The sequence below is a fragment of the Glaciihabitans sp. GrIS 2.15 genome, assembly GCF_035984695.1.
Classification (GTDB): Bacteria; Actinomycetota; Actinomycetes; order Actinomycetales; family Microbacteriaceae; genus Lacisediminihabitans.
Genome location: NZ_JAXCHU010000001.1, coordinates 49,880 through 68,906 on the forward strand (window position 1 = coordinate 49,880; position 19,027 = coordinate 68,906).

Here is a 19,027-nt window from a genome sequence, read left to right on the forward strand (position 1 = left end):
CACACATCTGCCTGGGGGAATCAGGAAATGCTGTGGTGCTGCTGCCCGGCCTGGTCTGGATCGGGCGGAGCGCAACGGCGCGGCACGACAGGTCGCGGGGTCGGCGGCCAGCGACACTGTGCGGGACGGACCTCGGGTACCTCCCCTTGATCGAGCTGTCGTTTCCCAGCTCACGCTTCGTCCGATGGTTCTACGCCCTGTACCGCTGAGTGCTGCAGTCCTGGGCGCTGCTCTCGTTCGTGCTGTACTTTTGGGAGCTTCCTTCTGTGGCGCGCAATCACATCGCCACCAACTCCGGCACGGGCGCGCGTCCTCCGCGCCGCGGTCTGCGGTAAACATCGACACTCGACGGTGGAATGAACCACGGCACCCCGTCTCGGATCACCACTTCCCATCCGCCCTGATGAATCGCATGGTGGTGTTTCGAGCAGAGGAGAATGCCATTCTCCAGATCCGTCGGCCCCGTATCGTCAGTCCACCAGCGGATGTGGTGCGCCTCAGCAAAACTCGGTGGCTTATGGCAGTTCGCGACAGCGCAGCCGTTGTCGCGCTCTGCAAGGGCGAGTCGTTGGGCGCGACTGAATAGTCGATTCGACCTGCCGAGATCGAGCACCTCGCTCGGGCCGCCGAGCACCGCGGGAATGATGTGGGCGTCGGCCGCCATTCGTCGCGCGGCACCAGCGGAGATTGGTTGATCGCCGCCGTCGATGTGCGCCGCGCCAAGCCCGGTCAGGAGTGAGTCGAGGCTCATCCGCACGACGATCGTGGTGCTGGGCATAGGCGCTGCGGTGCTTCGGCAGCTGATGCCATGTTGGGCGAGCTCGACGAGGGCATCCGCCGAAATCTGGGTGAGAGTGCGCGGGTCTTGAGGTTCGGCATCGTCGCTGCCGGGGGAAACACCCGACTCGAAGCGTGGCGCGCGCAGGACGTTGCCGACGTACCCATCGAGGTAGGCATCCAGGTATGCCGCGCCGACCGGGGCGAGAGTGAGCGAGAACAACTTCATGCCGTTCGGAAGCACCCGTCGGCGGAGTGAGCGTGTGCGGGTGAGCCATTCATCTCGGGGCTCGATTCCGTCGACATCCAACGCATCTCGCCAGGCGAGCGCCATTCTGCGCACGCTGTCAGCCGGGTTCTCCGTCGCGAACGCGCACAGCAGCCGTTCCGCAGTGCGCGCCTGCTCGAAGTCGGCGCGCGGTGACGCTTGGTCGAGGTTCGAGACGATCCAATTCGCGGAGTCGAGGGCGATCGACCCGGCACAGAACGCCTCGGCGACTAGCGGATGCCGCGGCGACACGGCTTCGCCGGTCAGACTCCGAGACGCCGAGGTGGCATCGCCGACGCGGCAGAACAGCCGCGCTTCGCTCAGCGCGATGAGTCCAACCGCGACCAGGACTGCCGCCGGACTGTTTTCTCCCAGCCGGGTGGCAAGCCCCTCGCGCCCGAGAGTCACGCACGATCGGTCACCCACTTGGGCGGCGAGTCGAGTGATTTCGGCATCCACCACGCGACGCTCGGCGAATCGATCCTCGAGCGCAGCGAGCAGCTCGGAGTCGGTGAGATCCACCGCCGCGGTGCGCTCGAGCGTTGACGTTTTCATGAGAGAAGTCTCGCAGTGACCACCGACATTCCTCGAGCTGATACCCCGTTTGATCAGGACTTCCTGTGGAAAAAAGCCGCAAAAATCCGCCTGGGGAGGAGTGGAGCCAGGAGGGAAGAATAAGCATCACGCTCGCTCCGCTGTTGGAGGGTCGGTGGCGACCAAGAGAACTACGGTCTGGCGCGTACGACGAGCCAATCGGCCGCCGCTATCAGCACATCGGCGGCTTCCTCGCCGATGACCATGTTTCCGTTGGAAGGATGTGAAATACGCCCGACAAATATCCGACAGAGGTTCGCGATCGGGCGGGTCGGATCATGCTTGGCTGGTCAAAAAACCAGCTAAATCCAGTGAAACCCGGTTCGGATTTTGTCGACGCTCGAGGAGCTTGTCTTGCCGGGCTACAGGGATTCTGCGCACTGGGCTATGGGGGTAATTCCTACCTATCCAGTCGGCTCGTTGCGTGTTTGAATAACCTCAATATTCCCCAGCGAAAAGGACATCAAATGGCCAACGGAACCGTACTCGAAACCATCACACTCGAAGAGGCTCGGCGCGTGATTGACGCAGCCGAAGCGAAAGCCACCGAGATCGGGCAGCCGATGGACATTGCCGTCGTCGACGCCGGGGGCAACCTCAAGGCTCATGTGCGCATGGACGGGGCAAATATCGGCAGCATCACTATTGCGATCAACAAGGCCTATACGTCCATCGCGTTCCAATGTGAAACAGGCGACTTGCAGGAGCTCACCCGCCCGGAGGGGTCGATTTTTGGGTTGAGCGATGCCCACGGCGGGCGTCTGGCGGTCTTTCCCGGCGGCATCCCACTGGTTCGCGATGGCCACATCATGGGCGCCATCGGGGTCTCCACGGGCTCGATTGAGCAGGACCAGGATGTCGCAACGGCGGGAGCTGCAGCGTATTGAGGCGTTCACGCGCGGGTTTCAGCGGGCCTGCGGCTCGAACGCGGTCACCCTCGAAACTGCGCGCGTCGAGTTTTCGTCCTGGTTTGTAAACCCCCGGGACCGAGCGTTTTTGCTCGTCACTAGGTTGACATTAACGAAGCGATTCCCATTGCGATGTTAACGGGTTGGCGGTTGTCGTGAACTGGCCGCGGTGCTGATTCGTTGAAGGAGCATCCCGAGCAGGGCCTGCTCGTCGGTGCTGAGCACTGCGGTGATGGCGCGCTCGGTTTCGAGATGATCTGGCAAAGCGGACTCGATGAGATCCTTGCCCGTGCCGGTGAGCGACACGAGAGTTCCGCGGCCGTCGTCGGGGTTAGCCTCCCGCGTGACGAATCCGCGGGACTCTAGTTTGTTCAGGCGCTGTGCCACCGCGCTCGTGGAAATCATGGCTTCACGGGCCAGTTCCAGTGGGGCGATCCGGTAGGGGGCGCCGCTTCGCAGGAGCGTTGCGAGCACGTCGAATGAGGGGGCATCCAAACCATGCCGCGCAAATGTCTCGGCCAGGCGCGATTCCACGGCGAGTGTCGTACGACTGAGTCGGCCGAGAGTGGCCATTGATGAGACGTCGAGTTCTGGCTTTTCTGCGTGCCATTGCTTAATGATTCGATCTACTTGGTCTGGCATGCCCCCAGTCTAGCTATTGCTAAGCACTTAGGTATAATACCTAAGTGCTTAGCAATCAGAACTTCCTCGTGTTGACGACAGCCGTGGCCCCGGTGCTCTGGGGCACCACCTACCTCACGACCACATTGTTCCTGCCGGAGGATCGGCCGCTGCTCGCGGCAACTGTGCGTGCGCTTCCTGCGGGAGTCCTGCTCCTGGTGCTCTGCCGACGGTGGCCGCGCGGTGAATGGTGGTGGAAGTCCTGGGTTCTCGGCATTCTCAACATCGGAGCGTTCTTTGCGTTGCTCTTTATCGCGGCGTACCGGCTCCCCGGCGGCGTGGCCGCAATTGTCGGCGGCCTTCAGCCGCTCGTTGTCGCCGTTCTCGCCAGTCGTGTTCTCCAAGAAAGACTTACCGCGCGGGTCGTCTTCGCCGGCTCTTCAGGCCTGCTCGGTGTGTGCCTTATTGTGCTCCAGGCGCAATCGCGCCTCGATGCCGTCGGCCTCGCGGCCGCCATCGGCGGAACTCTCTCCATGGCGTCCGGGATCGTGCTCGCTAAAAAGTGGGGGCAGCCAGCGTCCCCGCTCACCACAACAGCGTGGCAGCTCATCGCAGGCGGGCTCTTCCTCCTGGTCCTCACGATCGCGATCGAGGGGCTTATAACGACGCCTCTGACACTTCCGAACATGATGGGGTTCAGCTATCTTTCTGTCGTCGGCACCGCATTCGCCTATGTCGTGTGGTTTCGCGGAATCGCGCAGCTTCCCGCAAGCACCACGGTTTTCCTCGGCTTACTCAGCCCGGTCGTGGCCATACTCCTGGGCTGGATGATCGCCGGGGAGGACCTCGCCCCGCTGCAGGTAGCAGGAGTTGTCATCGTCCTTGGGTCAATCGCTGCCGTCATCGTCTCTAAAACAGCAAAGCCCGTCCGTGCTCACGAAGGACTTCCCAACGACCCCACCCGATAGCTGTTTCCCTTGCGGGACCGACTACAGCCGACGGTGACCGAAATGAGCTTCGCGGAAGGATGTCGCAATTCATGCGGGCGCGAGAAACAGGGGTGCCACCGCTCGCTCCGGTGTGGGAGGAACGGTGGCGACCAGAGAAACTACCGTCTGGCGCCTGCGGTAAGCGATTCGGTCTTCGCCGCCGCCATCAGCAGGTCAGCGGCCTTCTCGCCGATGACCATCGACACGGCCTGGGTGTGCCCCCGGATGATGTCGGGCATCACTGACGCGTCGGCAACGCGAAGGCCCTGCACTCCGCGCACCCGCAACTCCTCGTCGACGACGGAGGCGGCATCCGTGCCCATTCGAGCGGTGCCCACCGGGTGGTACAGCGTGTGCGCTGCGGTCTCGATCGCGGTGCCATCACGCTCGAGCCGGCTCATGGTCTCGCCCCCCTCCGGTGCGACGAATCGCGGCCCGGTGGTCGATTGCAGCGCCGGCGCCTGCAGGATGTCCTCGCAGATACCGAGGCCCGCTATCAGTCGAGCGCGGTCCGTGCCCCCGACATCAGTGAGGTATCGCGGGTCGATGATCGCCTTTGCCAGCGGATCGGCCGAGGCGAGGGTAATCGTGCCCGTGCTCTCCGGCTTCAGCAGAATCGCTCCGACGGTCAGTGCGTGAGCCGGTGCGGGGATGAGGCCTTCGCCGATGAATGCCACCGGCGCGAAGATGATCTCGATATCGGGAAGCTCCAATGACGGGTCCGAGCGCACAAAACCATACGCTTCTGCGACGTTCGAGGTGAGCATGCCCCGGCCCTTGGCGAGGAAGCTCACGAGCTCGGGAATCTTCTTCGCGGTGAACAGAGTGTCTCCGGCGGTCTCGATGATCAGGCCGGAAAGGAGGTGGTCGCGCAGGTTCTTACCCACTTCCGGTGAGTCGACGAGTACCGGGATGCCGTGAGCCGTGAGTTCACCAGCGTTGCCGATGCCCGAGAGCATCAGCAACTGCGGAGTGTTGACGGCCCCGCCGCAGAGAACTACCTCGTTGTGTGCCGTCACCTGCTTCTTTACCCCGTCGAGGAGGTATTCCACACCGACGGCGCGAGTGCCGTCGAACACGATGCGAGTGGCCTGCGCACTCGTTCGCACGGTGAGATTGTTTCGCCCCTTGGCGGGCGTGAGATAGCCATCGGCGCTGGAGAAGCGCTTGCCTCTCTTCTGGCTCACCATGGTCTGGCTGAATCCATCGGGCAGCGCCGTATTCGGGGCCACCACTGCGAACCCGGCCTGGGTGACCGCCTTGAGGAAGGTCGCTGTGTGCGAGCGCGGACTGCGCTGGTGCTCGATGCTGATGGCGCCCCCGGAGCCTTGGTCGGGATCGGTGTTGCCCTCCACCCGCTCCACGCTGCGGAAGTAGGGAAGCAGCGCGGCGTACGACCAGGTTGATCCCGCTGTCTCAGCCCAATGGTCGTAGTCGGCGGCAAACCCGCGCACCCACATCATGGCGTTGATCGACGACGAGCCGCCGAGCATCTTGCCCCGCGGCCAATAGACGGTGCGGCCGCCGAGTTCGGGCTGGGGCGTCGTGTCGTAGTTCCAGTCGAGCTCGGAACGGAACAGGGCTGAGAATGCGGCCGGGATGTGAACCTCGGTCTTCTTGTCGACGAGCCCGGCCTCGAGAAGGAGCACCGTTCGGGTGCCGTCTTCGGTAAGTTTTGCCGCAAGGGCGGCACCGGATGCCCCGGCGCCGACGACGACGTAGTCGAAGGCGTCGGCGGTGCCGACGTGGGTAGTGCTCATGCGGATACCTCCTGGTTGCGCAGGTCCTTGCGAAGGATCTTGCCCGAAGACGATTTCGGAATGGTGTCGATAAATGCGACCTGGCGGATCTTCTTGTGCGGAGCCACCTGCTCGGCCACGAACGCCATGACTTCGTCGGCCGAGATCTCGGAGCCAGACTGCACAACGACGAATGCCTTCGGAATCTCCTCGCCCTCGGCGTCGTGCGAGCCAACGACCGCGGCGTCCGCAATGCGCGGGTGAGTGAGCAGCAGGGCTTCGAGTTCGGCCGGGGCCACCTGATAGCCCTTGTATTTGATGAGCTCTTTGAGCCGGTCGACGATCGAAACGATCCCCTCGGAGCTCACGGTGGCGATGTCGCCCGTGTGCAGGAACCCGTCTTCGTCAATCGTCTCACGAGTGGCCTCGTCGTTGCCGAGATACCCGCGCATAATGTTCGGTCCACGACAGAGCAGTTCGCCGGGCGCACTGGTGCCCTCGAGCGGCATCTCGATCTCGTCCCCGGTGGCAGTGTCAATAAGCTTACACTCGATGTTCGGAAGGGTTATGCCGACCGAGCCAAGGGGGATATCATCCCGGCTCACCGGAATGCTGTGCGAAACCGGACTCATCTCGCTCATGCCATATCCCTGGCGCACCAGGCAGCTGAGTCGCTCTGCGACGGCCGTTCCGAGAGCGCCGTCGAATGGCGCCGCGCCAGAGACGATGACCTCCATGCTCGACAGGTCGTACTGGTCGACGAGCGGATGCTTCGCCAGTGCCACCGCGATCGGAGGCGCAATGAATGCCCAGTTGATCTGGAAATCCTGGATGATACGCAGGAACTCCGCCAGGTCGAATCGCGGCATCGTCACCAGCCGCGCCCGGGTACGAAATGCCATATTCAGAAGCATCGTCATGCCATAGATGTGGAAGAACGGCAGCACTGCGAGCACCCGGGAAGCCGCATCCGCCCCCAGAAGGGGAAGGGACTGCGCGACATTCGCCACGAGGTTGCGATGGGTGAGAATAACCCCCTTCGGCCGACCCGTCGTGCCCGAGGAATACGGCAGTACGGCGATCTGCTCGGCGGGGTCGAACCGCACCTGGGGCGCTGGGTTGTTTTCAGTCAGCAGGTCACGCAGCGACGGGTGGCCCTCGGCGCCGTCGAGCACGACCACATGGTCGTCGGCGATTCCAGCCCGCGATGCCGCATCTTTCGCGGCGGCGAGAAGCGGCGACACCGTGAAGAGGAAGCGCGCCTTCGAGTCGCTGAGCTGCGTGCCCATCTCCTCCCCGGTGTAGAGCGCGTTGACGGTCGTCGCGGTGGCACCCGATCGAAGGATGCCGTGGAATACGGCAGCGAAGGCGGGCACGTTGGGCGAATGCAGCGCCACGACATCGCCGAGACCGATACCTCGGGCCGCGAGCGCCCCCGCCACGAGGTTGATCTGGCCGATCATTTGGCGATAGCTCGTCTCGGCGCCGGAAGCGCCATCCACTATCGCAATGCGGTCCAGATCGGCCGCATCGATGCTGGCGAATAGGTAGTCGTAGACGCTGAGGTGCGGGATGTCGACATCCGGCAGAGGTCCTCGAAAAACCACGTGAATCTCCTTTGATCGTGTGGTGAGTGGTGCTCCTACTGTGGCCTAAGAAACCTATCGGTGTCAGGCGCGGAATGCCGAGATGAAGATGGCGGGCATTTTGAACCACGACGGTGCGGCAGCGAAACCGGCCAGCAGCCTGCCCGTTTTCTTGGCACTGCGGGCGGTGACGAACCACGGTGGCTTCGGGAACAGCGCGAACTCCCCATGCAGCGCGGACCGGGGGAACGGGCGGAATGGACCTCGAGCGATTGTCTTCTCGGTGCCGTCGAGCAGAAGGGCGTTGTGCACGACACCAATACCGCTCTGCACATTATCGAGAGTGTGACCGGGGAAGGCGCCCCACGGGGCTCCCGGGGTGAGAAAGCCGAGGGCGGTCCAGGTGTTGACCGCGATGGTGCCGTAGTCGAGTCTGGCCAGGGCGTTCTCGAATCCGGCGCCGAGCTGTTTGATGGTGCTCGGCAGCCCGATGATGTTGGCCCCGAGTGTACCGACGAAGTCGCGGTTGACGGTGTCGACCGCGGTGTCGAGGAATTCCTGCCCAGTGCCAGGGAGCTCGATCACACCGAGTACCGGCGAGAAGTACTCCGTCGTCAGGATCGTCGAGGCATCATCGTTCGCGTGGATGTCGACGAGCAGCCGCCCTCCGCTCGACCCGAATCGCTCGGCACCGGGGTAGGAGGTGGAGGCCGAGTCGACCCGGACATCGCTGCCCGGATACCACGGGGCGCGGTCGGGGGTGCGGGTGAGAGCGCTGCGCAGCTCCGCGAGGAATGCCTTGCGCTGCGGCCACTGGGAACTGAGCACCACTATCTGGCCGGCGATGCAGTTGTAGCCGCCGTTGTGCAGGCGCTGGGTGACCACGTGTTCGGCCTGGTATTTCAGGTCGGCCTGTGACCAAGCCCCGGGCAGCACGATGATGGGGGCCACGCCGCCGAGTTCGCTGGTGATCGGTTTTTTGAGCAATGGCGTGCCGGAGGCCTTGCGATCGGCCACCCCGGGGCCGGTGCCCCAGACGATCAGGTCGTGGGTGGCCGCGCTGCCGGTGATGTGCACGTGAGAGATGCCTGGATGGTTGGCGAGGTAGCTTCCGACATCGCCTGCACCCGTCACGATGCGCAGCAGACCGAGGTCGATGAGCGGTTTGAAGGCGGCTGAGTAGGGCGCGAGCATCCGGTCCATCACCGGATTGAGCTTGAGAAGCGCGACCCGGTTATGGGCAATAAGTTCATAGAGCACATCGAGCGGCGGGATGCCGGTGATGTTGCCGGCACCGAGCACGAGGCCGACTCCGTTGGTCTCGGTCGGGGTGCGGGCACCGAGGCCGGCGGATGACCGCACCGAGTCCACGGACGTGCCCGGCTTCATCCACACTTCGGCGCTGAAACCGTGCAAGAGCAGTGCCTCGTAGGCGTTCGCTGGCAGTACCGGCACGCTCACCCGACCGCCGGGCGCTGTGCCGAGTTTCTTGTCAGCGATCGGGCTCGTGCCGGAGGCGATCGCGCCCAGCGTGTGCTGAAGAGCCAGCAGGCTAGAGAGCACGACGTAGGGTCCCGAAATCCATTCTTCGCCTACGAAAGGCGAATCAGGGTCGAGGTTCTTCGCGCGAGTGGCCGCGTCGACCCACTGGTCCGCGGCCGCAGCGACAGAAGCATGCACCTGGCTGAGCAGGGAAACGCGGGCGGGAACGGTCATCTTGGCCCAGCGAGACTCGCCCTCGGAAAGCTGACTGATCGCGGAATCCAGATCGCCCCGAATGGATACGTCGAGCGTGGGAACGGCCGTGGCGGGCACGGTCGGCTCTGTGGTGGTCATCAATCTCCTTTGATCGCTGCCTGCTTGGTCTTCGGCATAATCGCAACGACCATGCCTCACCTAAGAAGTTCCAGTATCGCCCATGATCGAGGAGAGTGCGATGGGCGAACGCCGCCTGTTCCCCGAATACCGTTGTGCCGCCGCACAACGTCGCGATACAGTCCAGCTATGTCCATCGACCAGGAACTCACGCGCAGCGTCGCGGTCTCGCCCGCCCGACCGGATGACGGCGGATCCTCCGGCTTCTTCCTCGAACTGGTCGACTCGGTCGGAGCACTCACCGACGGCGTCGTCGACCAGATCCTCGCCGGCGAACACGCGTACTCCGAGAACCCGATGTCCCGCGATCTTTTGCATTCGATCGTGCGCGAAAATATCTCGGCATTGCTCGCCACTCTCGCCGGCACGACCAACTCGCTCGCCGCCCCGCGCCGTGCCGGCCGCGTCAAGGCCGAGCACGGAATCCCGATGACGAGCCTGCTGCACGCCTACCGTCTTGCGGGACTGCAACTGTGGGATGAGATGATGTCCCGCTCGGTCGGCACCCAGCGCACCGAGACGCTGCTGCACCTGTCGTCGGATGTCTGGGGCATTATCGACCGATTCTCGGGCGCCGCCGCCGAGGCGTATCGCGCGTTCGTGGACGAGCGTGATCGCCGCGATGAGCAGGCGCGCAGCGTCATGTTGCTCAGCCTTCTCGACGGCAGCGCCGCCCCCGGGGAGATCGGCGGCCTTCTTCGTGCGCTCGAACTGCCGGAGCATGCCAGCTACCTCGTTATCGCCGCCGAGCGCAGCAGTAGCGGCGCCGACCCGGTTCCTGAGGTACACGGACGACTTCGCGCGGCGGGCATCTCCTCCGCCTGGACCGCCTGGAAGGGAGAATATGTGGGCCTCATCGGGGTCGCCCCCCGAGCGGAACTCGACCGTGCCGTTTCGATTGTCGCGACCGGTGCCAGGTCAAGGGTCGGCATCAGCCGTGCTTTCAACCAGCTCGCGGCCTCGCCGGATGCCGTGAGTCAGGCCCGCATGTCGGTCGAGTGCATCGCATCGCCGGGCGTCGGCATCCACCGATACGGATCAGCACCGCTCGATCTTCTGCTCGTAGCGCAGCCGGGCTACGGAGCCGAGCTGCGGGACAGTGTCTTCGCGAACCTCCTCGGTGCGAGCTCTGTCGGCGGCGCGAATTCTGCTGACGGTACCGTGCTTCTCGACACGCTCGAAGCGTGGTTTGACGCTGGCGGTTCGACGGCAGACGCGGGAAAGCGGATGCACTGCCACCGCAACACGGTGCTCTACCGACTCGGACGAATCGCCGAACTCACCGGTCGCTCCGTGTCACGGCCGGCCGAGGCATCCGAGCTCTATGCCGCCCTGCGCGCGGTGCGCCTCGGCGGGATTCGCGACTAAAGACGTTCGATGATGGTGGCGTTCGCCATGCCGCCGCCCTCGCACATCACCTGGAGGCCGTAGCGACCGCCGGTGGCTTCGAGATGGTTGACCATCGTGGCGAGCAGCCGGGCACCGGATGCTCCGAGTGCGTGCCCAAGCGCGATCGCGCCGCCGCGTGGGTTGAGCTTCGTTGCATCCGCTCCGGTCTCTGCGAGCCAGGCCAACGGCACGGGAGCAAACGCCTCGTTCACCTCGAAGGCGTCGATGTCGTCGATCGTGAGTCCGGCCTTCGTGAGCACCTTCGCCGTGGCGGGGATCACTCCGGTGAGCATGAACAGTGGGTCGCTGCCGGTCACGGCGAAACTATGGAACCGCGCGCGCGGCTTCAGCCCGAGTTCGGCGGCCTTCGACTCGCTCATGATGAGGGTCGCGGCGGCGGCGTCGGTGAGGGGGGAGGAGTTGCCTGGGGTAATGTTCCAGCCGATCTCCGGGAAGCGCGCGGCGAATCGTTCGGTGTAGAAGGCCGGCTTGAGGCCAGCCAGGCCCTCCGCAGTCGTCGCGGGGCGCACCGTCTCATCCGTCGTGACGTCGCCAACGGCGATGAGTTCGTTGGCGAAATAGCCGGCGGCGGCCGCCTCAGCGGCGAGCTGGTGTGAGCGTGCCGCGAAGTCGTCGAGCTGCGCGCGCGAGAATCCCCACTTGCTCGTGATCAGCTCGGCGGAAATGCCCTGGCCGACGAGCCCGTCGGGGTAGCGCGCAGCCACCTGCTCGCCGTAGATGTCTTCGCCCATGATCGAGTAGCCGATCGGGTTGCTGCTCATCGACTCCACACCGCAGGCGATGGCGATGTCGTAGTTGCCGGTCATGATGCCCTGGGCGGCAAAGACGGCGGCCTGCTGGCTGGAGCCGCACTGCCGGTCGATCGTGACGGCGGGCACGTGATCGGGGAAGCCGGCGCCGAGCACCGCGTTGCGGGTCACGTTATAGGTCTGCTTGCCGGCCTGCGCGACGCATCCGCCGATTACGTCGTCGATGGTCGCCGGGTCGACGCCATTGCGCTCGACGAGGGCGCGCAGGGTGATGGCGAGCAGGTCGACGGGATGCACACCACTCAGCGAGCCGCCCGGCTTGCCGCGGCCTGAGGGGGTGCGGATGACGTCGACGATCACTGCGGAGTTGCTCATGGTGGACTTCCTTGTCTTGGTTCCTCCAGCTTAAGCTCGGGAGCTCGACCGTGCGGCAGCTTGTCAGCCGTGCGGCAGTTCGTTTGGCCGCATGGCTGACAAACGGACGCACGGTCTCCGGTTGGCTCGGGTGCGGCGATTCCCATCCACTCCTTCACATTCAGACTGTGAGTCCGGCGTCCGCCAAAAGGGATCGAACAGCGGGTCGGTCGCGCCCGGCCGGGCACCCTGAGGGCATGCCACCACTCACGGCCGACTGGATCGACCACATCCACGTCACCCGGCAACTGCCGACTCCGGGCGAGCGCTCCGCATTCTTCGCTTCAGTCGCGCGAGGAGAGTTGGTCGCCCTCTTCCCGGGCGTGTACATTCGGGCATCGCTCTGGAGTGCCCTGAGCGGGGACCAAAGGTATCGGGCTCGCGTCAAGGCCGTATCGCTTGCCGCTCCTGTCGGCACCGTCTTCTCGCACCACTCCGCTGCTGCGTTGTGGCGGCTGCCACTCGTGGCCTCGTGGCCGACCAAAGCACACGTCCTCGTGCCGCGAGCTACCGGTGGTCGGTCGACCGGCATGCTCGAGCGACACACGGTCGGATTCCCTCGCGAATCGATCTCGATCGAGCAGCTCAGCGTTACGACGCTCGCACGCACGGTGGCGGACATGGCCGCGTGCACTACTTTTGCGGCAGGTGTCGCGCTCGCGGATGCCGCGCTGCGCCGAACCGCGCATCCGCTCGCGTCGGTCCCTCGCACGCTGGTCACACAGCATGACCTGATTCGCGAACTCGACGAGATGCCGCTGACGCACGGTAGCGTGAAAGCCAGGCGAGCGATCGAGTTCGCCGATGGAAATTCAGACCGGCCGGGGGAGTCGGTGAGCCGCGCGAACATGCAGTGTCTCGGGATCCCGATGCCGCAATTGCAGGTCGCTGTGACGGGAGCGAGCGGTCAGGTCTATATCGTCGACTTCTGGTGGCCGGAGTTCAACATGATCGGCGAATTCGACGGAAATGCGAAGTACACCGATCCGGAATTCTTGCGCGGCCGAACTCCTGAGCAAGCTCTAATCGATGAGAAGCGGCGCGAGGATGACCTTCGGGCGGCGGGCCACGGGATGACTCGGTGGCACTGGCAGATCGCGTGTTCGCTGAATCGACTGCGGGCGCACCTCCTAGCCGCAGGCATCCGCTAGTCATATTTCCGGCGACGGATGCGGCGGCGCGATGGCGTCGGATGCCGCGATGGCGACGCTGCGACGCGCGATGGCGACGCCGCGATGCCTGCGCCGGCGCGACCATGCTGCGCCGGCGCGACCATGCCGCGCCGGCGCGACCATGCCGTCGTACGTCGACCGTGAGGGCTTGTGTTCGGCCGCATGGCTGACGGACGAGCGCATGGTTAGCCACATCACCACAGGGCCGAAAGGCACAGGCTGAATCGACCCGGCCGCCCCAGCCCAGCCATTTTCACAGTGCTCGCAGCGCGAGGCGGCATAATCGGGAAGGAATTGGCCGAAGCGGCGTTGAATCCAGTATCACCGAAAACCGTCGCGCAGGTGACTGCGGTCTGGCCAGGAACAGGAAGCGCACTCCCATGTCGCAACGCGTCTACAACGACATCACCGAAATCTTTGGTAACACCCCGCTCGTGCGGCTCAACAAGGTCACCAAGGGCCTCGGAGCGACGGTGCTCGCGAAGCTGGAGTTTTATAACCCCTCCGCGAGCGTCAAGGACCGTCTCGCGGTCGCCATCGTCGATGCGGCCGAAAAGTCGGGCGAGTTGAAGCCCGGCGGCACGATCGTCGAGAGCACCAGCGGCAACACCGGCATCGCGCTCGCGATGGTCGGCGCGGCCCGCGGCTACAAGGTGATTCTCACCATGCCGGAAACCATGAGCAAGGAGCGGCGGATGCTGCTGCGCGCGTACGGCGCCGATCTCGTGCTGACCCCCGGCCCCGGCGGTATGAAGTCCGCCGTCGACCGCGCGGCCGACATCGTCGCCAGCACCCCAGGAGCCGTCTACGCACAACAGTTTGCGAACGCCGCGAATCCGGCCATCCACCACGCCACCACCGGTCCCGAGATCTGGAACGACACGGAGGGAGCGGTCGACATTTTTGTCGCGGGCATCGGCACTGGCGGCACGATTACCGGCACGGGAAACTATCTCAAGGAGCAGAAGCCGGGCCTCACCGTTATCGGCGTCGAGCCGGCCGAGTCGCCCATCCTCAACGGGGGAGCACCCGGGCCGCACAAGATCCAGGGCCTCGGGGCGAACTTCGTGCCCGAAGTTCTCGACCGCGAGGTCTATGACGAGATCATCGACATCGACATCACCCGCTCCGTCGCGATGGCACGTCGTCTCGCGGCGGAGGAGGGCATCCTCGCCGGGATCTCCTCCGGGGCGAGCGTGCAGGCTGCCGTCGATCTGGCCGCGCGACCGGAGAACGCGGGCAAGACCATCGTGGTGATCATCGCGAGCTTCGGCGAGCGGTATCTCTCGACAGTGCTGTACGAAGACCTCGCGGACTGACCGGGTGCCGTTCAGGGGCATTCGTGAAGACATCCGGATGGCTCGGCAAAATGATCCGGCAGCGCGGTCGAATGCCGAGGTGTTCCTTGCCTACTCCGGTCTGCATGCGGTGTGGGGTTATCGCGTCGCGCACCGTCTGTGGAAGTGGCGGCTGTTTCTCTTGGCCCGCATCTACTCGCAAATCGTGCGGACGTTTACCGGCATAGAGATCCATCCGGGTGCGACTATCGGCCGCCGACTCTTTATTGATCACGGCATGGGCGTGGTGATCGGCGAGACCGCGATTGTCGGCAATGACGTGTTGATTTATCACGGCGTCACCCTCGGCGGCACGAGCTCTGTGCGTGAGCGGCGGCATCCCACCATCGGCGACCGCGTGGTGGTCGGCGCGGGTGCGAGTGTGCTCGGGCCCGTCACCATCGGGCACGACTCGATCATCGGGGCGAACGCGGTTGTCGTGACGGATGCTCCGCCGCACTCGGTGCTCACCGGCATTCCGGCGCGCGTTCGACCGCGAACCGCGTCATCCGCCGCCGATACGTTCACGGACCCCGCGATCTACATCTGACCCCGCTGATTAAGAGGCAGTTCTAAAGGTCGAGCGTGTCTCCCGGCTCGAGGGCCACGTACTCCCCGCCGCCCTGTTCGGCAGCCCACTTCAGGCGGTCGCCACCCATCGCCTTACCCGCGGTCGAGAGCACCATTTCATGGGTGGCGAAGGCACGGCGAGGTCGCACGGCGAGCACAAAATCGATCGCTTCGCCGATCTTCAGCCAGGGAGCGCCGACGGGTGCTGCGAGCACATCCACTTCGACGCCCTCCGGCACCGTGAAGGAGTCGCCTGGGTAGTACAGAGCGTCGTTGACCAGCACGCCCACGTTGTCCACGATCGGAATCGAGGAGTGGATCACGGCGTGCTTTTCGCCGAAGAAGCGCAGTGAGAACGGCTCGGCGTTGATCGTGTCACCGTCTTTCACGATGATGATGTCGAAGTCGGTGGCCGCGAGAGCCACGCCTTCCGGCCCGTACAGCTTCGCATCGGGGTTGCGCTTCAGGATGCGGGTGAGCTGGTCGGCGGTCCAGTGATCGCCGTGTTCGTGGGTGATCACCACAGCGACGACGTCGGTGAGGCCGACGAGTGCGGTGGTGAAGATTCCGGGATCGATCACGAGCGTCTTGCCCGAGGATTCGAGGATGAGGCAGGCATGTTCTTGTTTCGTGATGCGCATTTTTCCGACTGTACTCGAATCTGTGCGGCTCGGAAGTTTCGCGAATGGCATCCGACATACTGGTGAAATGACGACACCGCTGCCGCTCTCGTGACCGCTTTGCGGATCGTCGTCGCGATCAATCCGACCGCCTCATTCGGCAAGGGACGCGCGGTCGGCCCCACCGTCGTGCAAAGCCTGCGCGGGGCCGGCCATCGGGTGACCGCCCTGAGCGAGCCGACGATGGCAGACCTTCACCGTGAGGCCGAGAAGGCGGTCGCTCTTGCCCCGGATGCCCTCGTGGTTGTGGGCGGCGATGGCATGGTGAGCCTCGGCGCGAACCTCGTTGCCGGCACGCGCATCCCGCTCGGAATCGTGCCGTCGGGCACCGGTAACGACGTCTCCCGCGGCTTGCGGATCCCGATCGGGGACACCGATGCGGCGACCGACCAGCTACTCAGCGCTCTCGCGCGTGAGCCGCGCGTGATCGATGCCGCGCTCATTCGCCACGCGGGGGAGCCCGACCGTTGGTATGCCGGCGTGCTCTCGGCCGGATTCGATGCGCTTGTCAACGAGCGCGCGAACCTCATGCGCTGGCCGCGCGGGAAGAGCCGCTACAACGTGGCCCTGTTTCGTGAACTCGCGACCCTCAAACCCACGACCTATCGACTGGTTCTCGATGGTGTCGAATGGAACACAGCGGGCACACTCGTGTCGATCGCCAACAACACCTCGTTCGGCGGTGGGATGCTGATCACCCCCGATGCCCTGCTCGATGACGGGCTGCTCGACGTGTGCGTGGTCGAGCCGCTGTCACGAATTGCATTCCTTGGGATCTTCCCGCGCGTGTTTAAGGGCACGCACGTGACCGATCCGCGAGTCTCGATTCGTCGCGCGAAGCACGTAAGGATCGAGGCGGATGGCGTGGTCGCCTACGCCGACGGCGAGCGAGTGGGCCCGCTGCCGCTTGAGATCGAAATCGTGCCGGGGGCCCTGCGCATTCTGTCGCCCTGAGCACAGCACCGGTCCCGTTTTGGTGCGTCTCGCTGGCATGTGGCATACTCGGGGAGTTGTCCACTTGCGGCCCCATCGTATAGCGGCCTAGTACGCTGCCCTCTCACGGCGGTAACACCGGTTCGAATCCGGTTGGGGTCACCACCGGTCCGGATGCCAGATTCTTCGGTATTCGGGCCTTTTTCATTAGTGCAGCTAGAGCCCCCGAAAACGGCCTGTGGCAACAGTCGAAGCTGTCGATGATCGCCTCGGTTCGGTTGGATTCATCTCACATCGCGCTGTCTCATCCGATCGTGCCAGTCCGGGCTCACTTCACGCGGTCGCATACTGAAGGCATGCGGGAATTGACGTTGGTTCAGCGAAACCTTCTCGATGGTTGGCTCGATGACTGGGAAGTGCTCGCCGATCTTTCATGGCCACTTCAAGACACGGCGGTACTTGACGTGCGGTCAGGCGGGCGGCGGTACATCGTCAAGGCCAGTCGAGCCAGCCACCACATAGCGCGAGAGATCGACGCCCACGACCAGTTCCTTCGAAGGTTCAGCGTCTGGGTACCGCAGTTGGCTCACTCTTCACGCGATGAACTCATCCTGGTAACCCATTACCTCCCCGGGGAACTCGTCGAGGGGACTGACGCCGAAGTGGATCCTGAGATCTACCGTCAGGCGGGATGCCGGCTCAAACAACTTCTCGTTCCTGGCCCTCTATCCGAGCACTACATCCAAAGGCTTGTCACAGACGCCAGGCTGTCGATTTCGCGGGCTCGCTTACTGGTGCCCGAAGTGCAGCTCAGGGAACTCGAGGCGCGGCTTGTTTCCGTCTCAATCCGCCCAGTGGCTCTTTCGTTTACTCACGGTGACTATCAGCCGCGCAACTGGCTCGTGAACGACGGTCAACTGCGAGTGATTGATTTCGGTCGCGCGGACCAACGCCATTGGACCAGCGAGCTCGTCAGACTGGCCAACCAACAGTTCGCAGGGCGCCCACACCTTGAATGCGCGTTCTTGGAAGGCCTCGATCGACCAATGACCGCACAGGATTCTGAGATCTACCGGCTGGAGTGCATTCAGCAGGCTCTTGGAACGGTGGTCTGGGCGAACAGCATCAACGACTCGGCCTTTGAAGATCACGGGCGGAGCATGGTCCGCGCGGTGCTCACCGGCGGGTGACTGCGCGACTCCCGAATCACAACCCTGGTCAATTCGAGATGGACCGATGACGCCGATTGAGGGAAAAGTTATACCGAGTTATACTTTGGGAATGAAGACGGCAATCTCCCTCCCCGACGAAACTTTCGATCGCGCATCTCGTCGAGCCAAGGAACTCGGGATGAGCCGCTCGGAGTTCTTCGCCCGCGCGGCGGTCAACTACCTGGATGAGCTGGACGCCAAGTCACTGACCGCACAGATGGACGCGGCGCTCGATATCATCGGGGAGACGGATGAGTCGACCGAGCTCGCCGTCAGCGCCGGACGCCGTGTTCTCGGCGCTACCGACGAATGGTGATCCTACGAGGAGGCATCTATTGGGCGGACCTGGGCGCACCGGACGGAAGCCGCCCGGCAAAGCGTCGCCCCGTGCTCGTCATCCAATCCGACTCGTTCAATGACAGCCGACTGGCGACGGTGCTGGCGACCGTGATCACCTCGAAAACCGCCCTCGCGGCGATGCCCGGTAACGTGTTCCTTCCTTCGGCGGTCTCTGGTCTTCCGCGCGACTCGGTCGTCAACGTCACGGCAGTCGTCACACTGAACAAGTCGGATCTTGAGGAGAAGTGTGGCCAGATTTCGGACGGAATTCTTGACGGGGTGGATGACGGGCTCCGCTTAGTTTTCGGGCTCTAGCCGGGGGCATTGCTACGTCACCAGAAGATTTACGTGCGGTTTGAGCTGCGAACTCACTCCGGCTGACTCACCTGCAGCGCCGCGTGACGCAGCCACGGGTTGCTGTCGGTCGACCAGCGAGCGAGCGCCATGTTCGCGCGGGCTCGCCCCGGAGCATCCAGAGCCTCGACCAGCGGGCTGATCACCTCCCTGATGAGGGGGTCGGCGAGCGCTGGCGTGCGCGCATCCCGCAGGAAACCCTCGAGGCGGGTGAGGTCGGAGTTGTCGAGCAGGCGCACGTGGGTCTGCAGCAGCACGATGGCCGCCAGCCGGCGCTCGAAGACGGGTGGATTCCAGAGTTCGGAGCTCAGGGCGGTGATCTCGTCGTGCCCGAGGCCGGGATACCGCTGGGCGACATCCCGAATCGTGCCGCGCACGGCGCCAACGGATGCTCCGTAGAACTGCAGGTCGGTGCCGATGCGGGCCTCTTCGTCGATCGCGCGCTGCCAGGTCGCCTCGAGTTGGAGGGCGGCATCCACAAACTCGCCGGGGTCACTCACT

At 64.2% G+C, this 19,027-nt stretch carries 19 protein-coding genes and 1 tRNA gene; 11 read left to right on the forward strand and 9 right to left on the reverse strand.

Annotated elements, in window-relative coordinates; genetic code table 11:
• Positions 1 to 277: 277 nt before the first annotated feature.
• Positions 278 to 1,600 carry an HNH endonuclease signature motif containing protein gene (locus RCH11_RS00205; protein ID WP_327054975.1) on the reverse strand — a complete coding sequence of 441 codons (1,323 nt, stop codon included), beginning with the start codon at positions 1,598 to 1,600 and terminating at the stop codon, positions 278 to 280.
• A 506-nt stretch (positions 1,601 to 2,106) separates the two neighbouring features.
• On the opposite strand from RCH11_RS00205, the gene RCH11_RS00210 reads away from it, so the two are divergent.
• Positions 2,107 to 2,526 (forward strand): GlcG/HbpS family heme-binding protein, encoded by a 420-nt coding sequence (locus RCH11_RS00210; RefSeq protein WP_327054976.1) that lies wholly within the window; start codon positions 2,107 to 2,109, stop codon positions 2,524 to 2,526.
• Between the two features lie 156 nt (positions 2,527 to 2,682).
• On the opposite strand, the gene RCH11_RS00215 is transcribed toward RCH11_RS00210, so the two are convergent.
• Positions 2,683 to 3,189 (reverse strand): MarR family winged helix-turn-helix transcriptional regulator, encoded by a 507-nt coding sequence (locus RCH11_RS00215; protein ID WP_327054977.1) that lies wholly within the window; start codon positions 3,187 to 3,189, stop codon positions 2,683 to 2,685.
• Positions 3,190 to 3,233: 44 nt separating this feature from the next.
• Between RCH11_RS00215 and RCH11_RS00220 the strand changes: the two genes are divergently transcribed.
• Positions 3,234 to 4,136 carry a DMT family transporter gene (locus tag RCH11_RS00220; RefSeq protein ID WP_327054978.1) on the forward strand — a complete coding sequence of 301 codons (903 nt, stop codon included), beginning with the start codon at positions 3,234 to 3,236 and terminating at the stop codon, positions 4,134 to 4,136.
• A gap of 140 nt (positions 4,137 to 4,276) precedes the next feature.
• On the opposite strand, the gene RCH11_RS00225 is transcribed toward RCH11_RS00220, so the two are convergent.
• The 3 genes from RCH11_RS00225 to RCH11_RS00235 form a co-directional block, all read right to left on the reverse strand.
• Positions 4,277 to 5,917, reverse strand: coding sequence for a GMC family oxidoreductase (locus RCH11_RS00225; RefSeq protein ID WP_327054979.1), 1,641 nt, complete (start codon positions 5,915 to 5,917; stop codon positions 4,277 to 4,279).
• Positions 5,914 to 7,503, reverse strand: a complete 1,590-nt coding sequence (locus RCH11_RS00230) for an AMP-binding protein (protein ID WP_327054980.1) — start codon at positions 7,501 to 7,503, stop codon at positions 5,914 to 5,916. The genes RCH11_RS00225 and RCH11_RS00230 overlap by 4 nt, the downstream gene beginning before the upstream one ends.
• A gap of 63 nt (positions 7,504 to 7,566) precedes the next feature.
• Positions 7,567 to 9,318, reverse strand: a complete 1,752-nt coding sequence (locus RCH11_RS00235) for an aldehyde dehydrogenase family protein (protein WP_327054981.1) — start codon at positions 9,316 to 9,318, stop codon at positions 7,567 to 7,569.
• A gap of 168 nt (positions 9,319 to 9,486) precedes the next feature.
• Here RCH11_RS00235 and RCH11_RS00240 point away from each other — a divergent pair, with 168 nt between their 5' ends.
• Complete coding sequence (locus RCH11_RS00240; protein WP_327054982.1) at positions 9,487 to 10,725, forward strand: PucR family transcriptional regulator; 1,239 nt, start codon at positions 9,487 to 9,489, stop codon at positions 10,723 to 10,725.
• Here the strand turns inward: RCH11_RS00240 and RCH11_RS00245 are convergent.
• Positions 10,722 to 11,891 (reverse strand): thiolase family protein, encoded by a 1,170-nt coding sequence (locus RCH11_RS00245; protein WP_327054983.1) that lies wholly within the window; start codon positions 11,889 to 11,891, stop codon positions 10,722 to 10,724. The genes RCH11_RS00240 and RCH11_RS00245 overlap by 4 nt on opposite strands.
• A 236-nt stretch (positions 11,892 to 12,127) precedes the next feature.
• Here RCH11_RS00245 and RCH11_RS00250 point away from each other — a divergent pair, with 236 nt between their 5' ends.
• Complete coding sequence (locus tag RCH11_RS00250) at positions 12,128 to 13,081, forward strand: hypothetical protein (protein WP_327054984.1); 954 nt, start codon at positions 12,128 to 12,130, stop codon at positions 13,079 to 13,081.
• Here RCH11_RS00250 and RCH11_RS00255 read toward each other — a convergent pair whose 3' ends face one another.
• Positions 13,082 to 13,318, reverse strand: coding sequence for a hypothetical protein (locus RCH11_RS00255; RefSeq protein WP_327054985.1), 237 nt, complete (start codon positions 13,316 to 13,318; stop codon positions 13,082 to 13,084).
• Between the two features lie 164 nt (positions 13,319 to 13,482).
• Between RCH11_RS00255 and cysK the strand changes: the two genes are divergently transcribed.
• Entirely contained in the window at positions 13,483 to 14,421 is a 939-nt protein-coding gene (cysK, locus tag RCH11_RS00260; protein ID WP_327054986.1) for a cysteine synthase A, read from the forward strand.
• 4 nt (positions 14,422 to 14,425) lie between these two features.
• The gene (gene epsC, locus RCH11_RS00265) at positions 14,426 to 14,989 is read left to right on the forward strand and encodes a serine O-acetyltransferase EpsC (protein WP_327054987.1); all 564 of its coding nucleotides are present in this window, start codon (positions 14,426 to 14,428) and stop codon (positions 14,987 to 14,989) included.
• A 22-nt stretch (positions 14,990 to 15,011) separates the two neighbouring features.
• On the opposite strand, the gene RCH11_RS00270 is transcribed toward epsC, so the two are convergent.
• Positions 15,012 to 15,650 (reverse strand): MBL fold metallo-hydrolase, encoded by a 639-nt coding sequence (locus RCH11_RS00270; protein WP_327054988.1) that lies wholly within the window; start codon positions 15,648 to 15,650, stop codon positions 15,012 to 15,014.
• 90 nt (positions 15,651 to 15,740) lie between these two features.
• Here RCH11_RS00270 and RCH11_RS00275 point away from each other — a divergent pair, with 90 nt between their 5' ends.
• The 5 genes from RCH11_RS00275 to RCH11_RS00295 all read left to right on the forward strand — a co-directional run bounded on the left by RCH11_RS00275 (position 15,741) and on the right by RCH11_RS00295 (position 18,487).
• Entirely contained in the window at positions 15,741 to 16,643 is a 903-nt protein-coding gene (locus RCH11_RS00275; protein ID WP_327054989.1) for a diacylglycerol kinase family protein, read from the forward strand.
• A gap of 68 nt (positions 16,644 to 16,711) precedes the next feature.
• Positions 16,712 to 16,787, forward strand: a tRNA-Glu gene (locus RCH11_RS00280).
• 191 nt (positions 16,788 to 16,978) lie between these two features.
• Complete coding sequence (locus RCH11_RS00285) at positions 16,979 to 17,812, forward strand: phosphotransferase (RefSeq protein ID WP_327054990.1); 834 nt, start codon at positions 16,979 to 16,981, stop codon at positions 17,810 to 17,812.
• Positions 17,813 to 17,903: 91 nt separating this feature from the next.
• Positions 17,904 to 18,149 (forward strand): CopG family transcriptional regulator, encoded by a 246-nt coding sequence (locus RCH11_RS00290; RefSeq protein WP_327054991.1) that lies wholly within the window; start codon positions 17,904 to 17,906, stop codon positions 18,147 to 18,149.
• Positions 18,143 to 18,487, forward strand: coding sequence for a type II toxin-antitoxin system PemK/MazF family toxin (locus tag RCH11_RS00295; protein WP_327054992.1), 345 nt, complete (start codon positions 18,143 to 18,145; stop codon positions 18,485 to 18,487). The genes RCH11_RS00290 and RCH11_RS00295 overlap by 7 nt, the downstream gene beginning before the upstream one ends.
• Positions 18,488 to 18,540: 53 nt before the next feature.
• Here the strand turns inward: RCH11_RS00295 and RCH11_RS00300 are convergent, their stop codons facing one another.
• Positions 18,541 to 19,026 (reverse strand): DNA alkylation repair protein, encoded by a 486-nt coding sequence (locus RCH11_RS00300; RefSeq protein WP_327054993.1) that lies wholly within the window; start codon positions 19,024 to 19,026, stop codon positions 18,541 to 18,543.
• Position 19,027 lies beyond the last annotated feature (1 nt).

Excerpts from the sequence above, each read along its gene's own strand:
- RCH11_RS00205 (WP_327054975.1), bottom strand. The coding sequence starts at position 1,600 with ATGAAAACGTCAACGCTCGAGCGCACCGCGGCGGTGGATCTCACCGAC.
- RCH11_RS00210 (WP_327054976.1), top strand. The coding sequence starts at position 2,107 with ATGGCCAACGGAACCGTACTCGAAACCATCACACTCGAAGAGGCTCGG.
- RCH11_RS00215 (WP_327054977.1), bottom strand. The coding sequence starts at position 3,189 with ATGCCAGACCAAGTAGATCGAATCATTAAGCAATGGCACGCAGAAAAG.
- RCH11_RS00225 (WP_327054979.1), bottom strand. The coding sequence starts at position 5,917 with ATGAGCACTACCCACGTCGGCACCGCCGACGCCTTCGACTACGTCGTC.
- RCH11_RS00235 (WP_327054981.1), bottom strand. The coding sequence starts at position 9,318 with ATGACCACCACAGAGCCGACCGTGCCCGCCACGGCCGTTCCCACGCTC.
- RCH11_RS00240 (WP_327054982.1), top strand. The coding sequence starts at position 9,487 with ATGTCCATCGACCAGGAACTCACGCGCAGCGTCGCGGTCTCGCCCGCC.
- RCH11_RS00245 (WP_327054983.1), bottom strand. The coding sequence starts at position 11,891 with ATGAGCAACTCCGCAGTGATCGTCGACGTCATCCGCACCCCCTCAGGC.
- RCH11_RS00250 (WP_327054984.1), top strand. The coding sequence starts at position 12,128 with ATGCCACCACTCACGGCCGACTGGATCGACCACATCCACGTCACCCGG.
- cysK (WP_327054986.1), top strand. The coding sequence starts at position 13,483 with ATGTCGCAACGCGTCTACAACGACATCACCGAAATCTTTGGTAACACC.
- RCH11_RS00270 (WP_327054988.1), bottom strand. The coding sequence starts at position 15,650 with ATGCGCATCACGAAACAAGAACATGCCTGCCTCATCCTCGAATCCTCG.
- RCH11_RS00285 (WP_327054990.1), top strand. The coding sequence starts at position 16,979 with ATGCGGGAATTGACGTTGGTTCAGCGAAACCTTCTCGATGGTTGGCTC.
- RCH11_RS00290 (WP_327054991.1), top strand. The coding sequence starts at position 17,904 with ATGAAGACGGCAATCTCCCTCCCCGACGAAACTTTCGATCGCGCATCT.
- RCH11_RS00295 (WP_327054992.1), top strand. The coding sequence starts at position 18,143 with ATGGTGATCCTACGAGGAGGCATCTATTGGGCGGACCTGGGCGCACCG.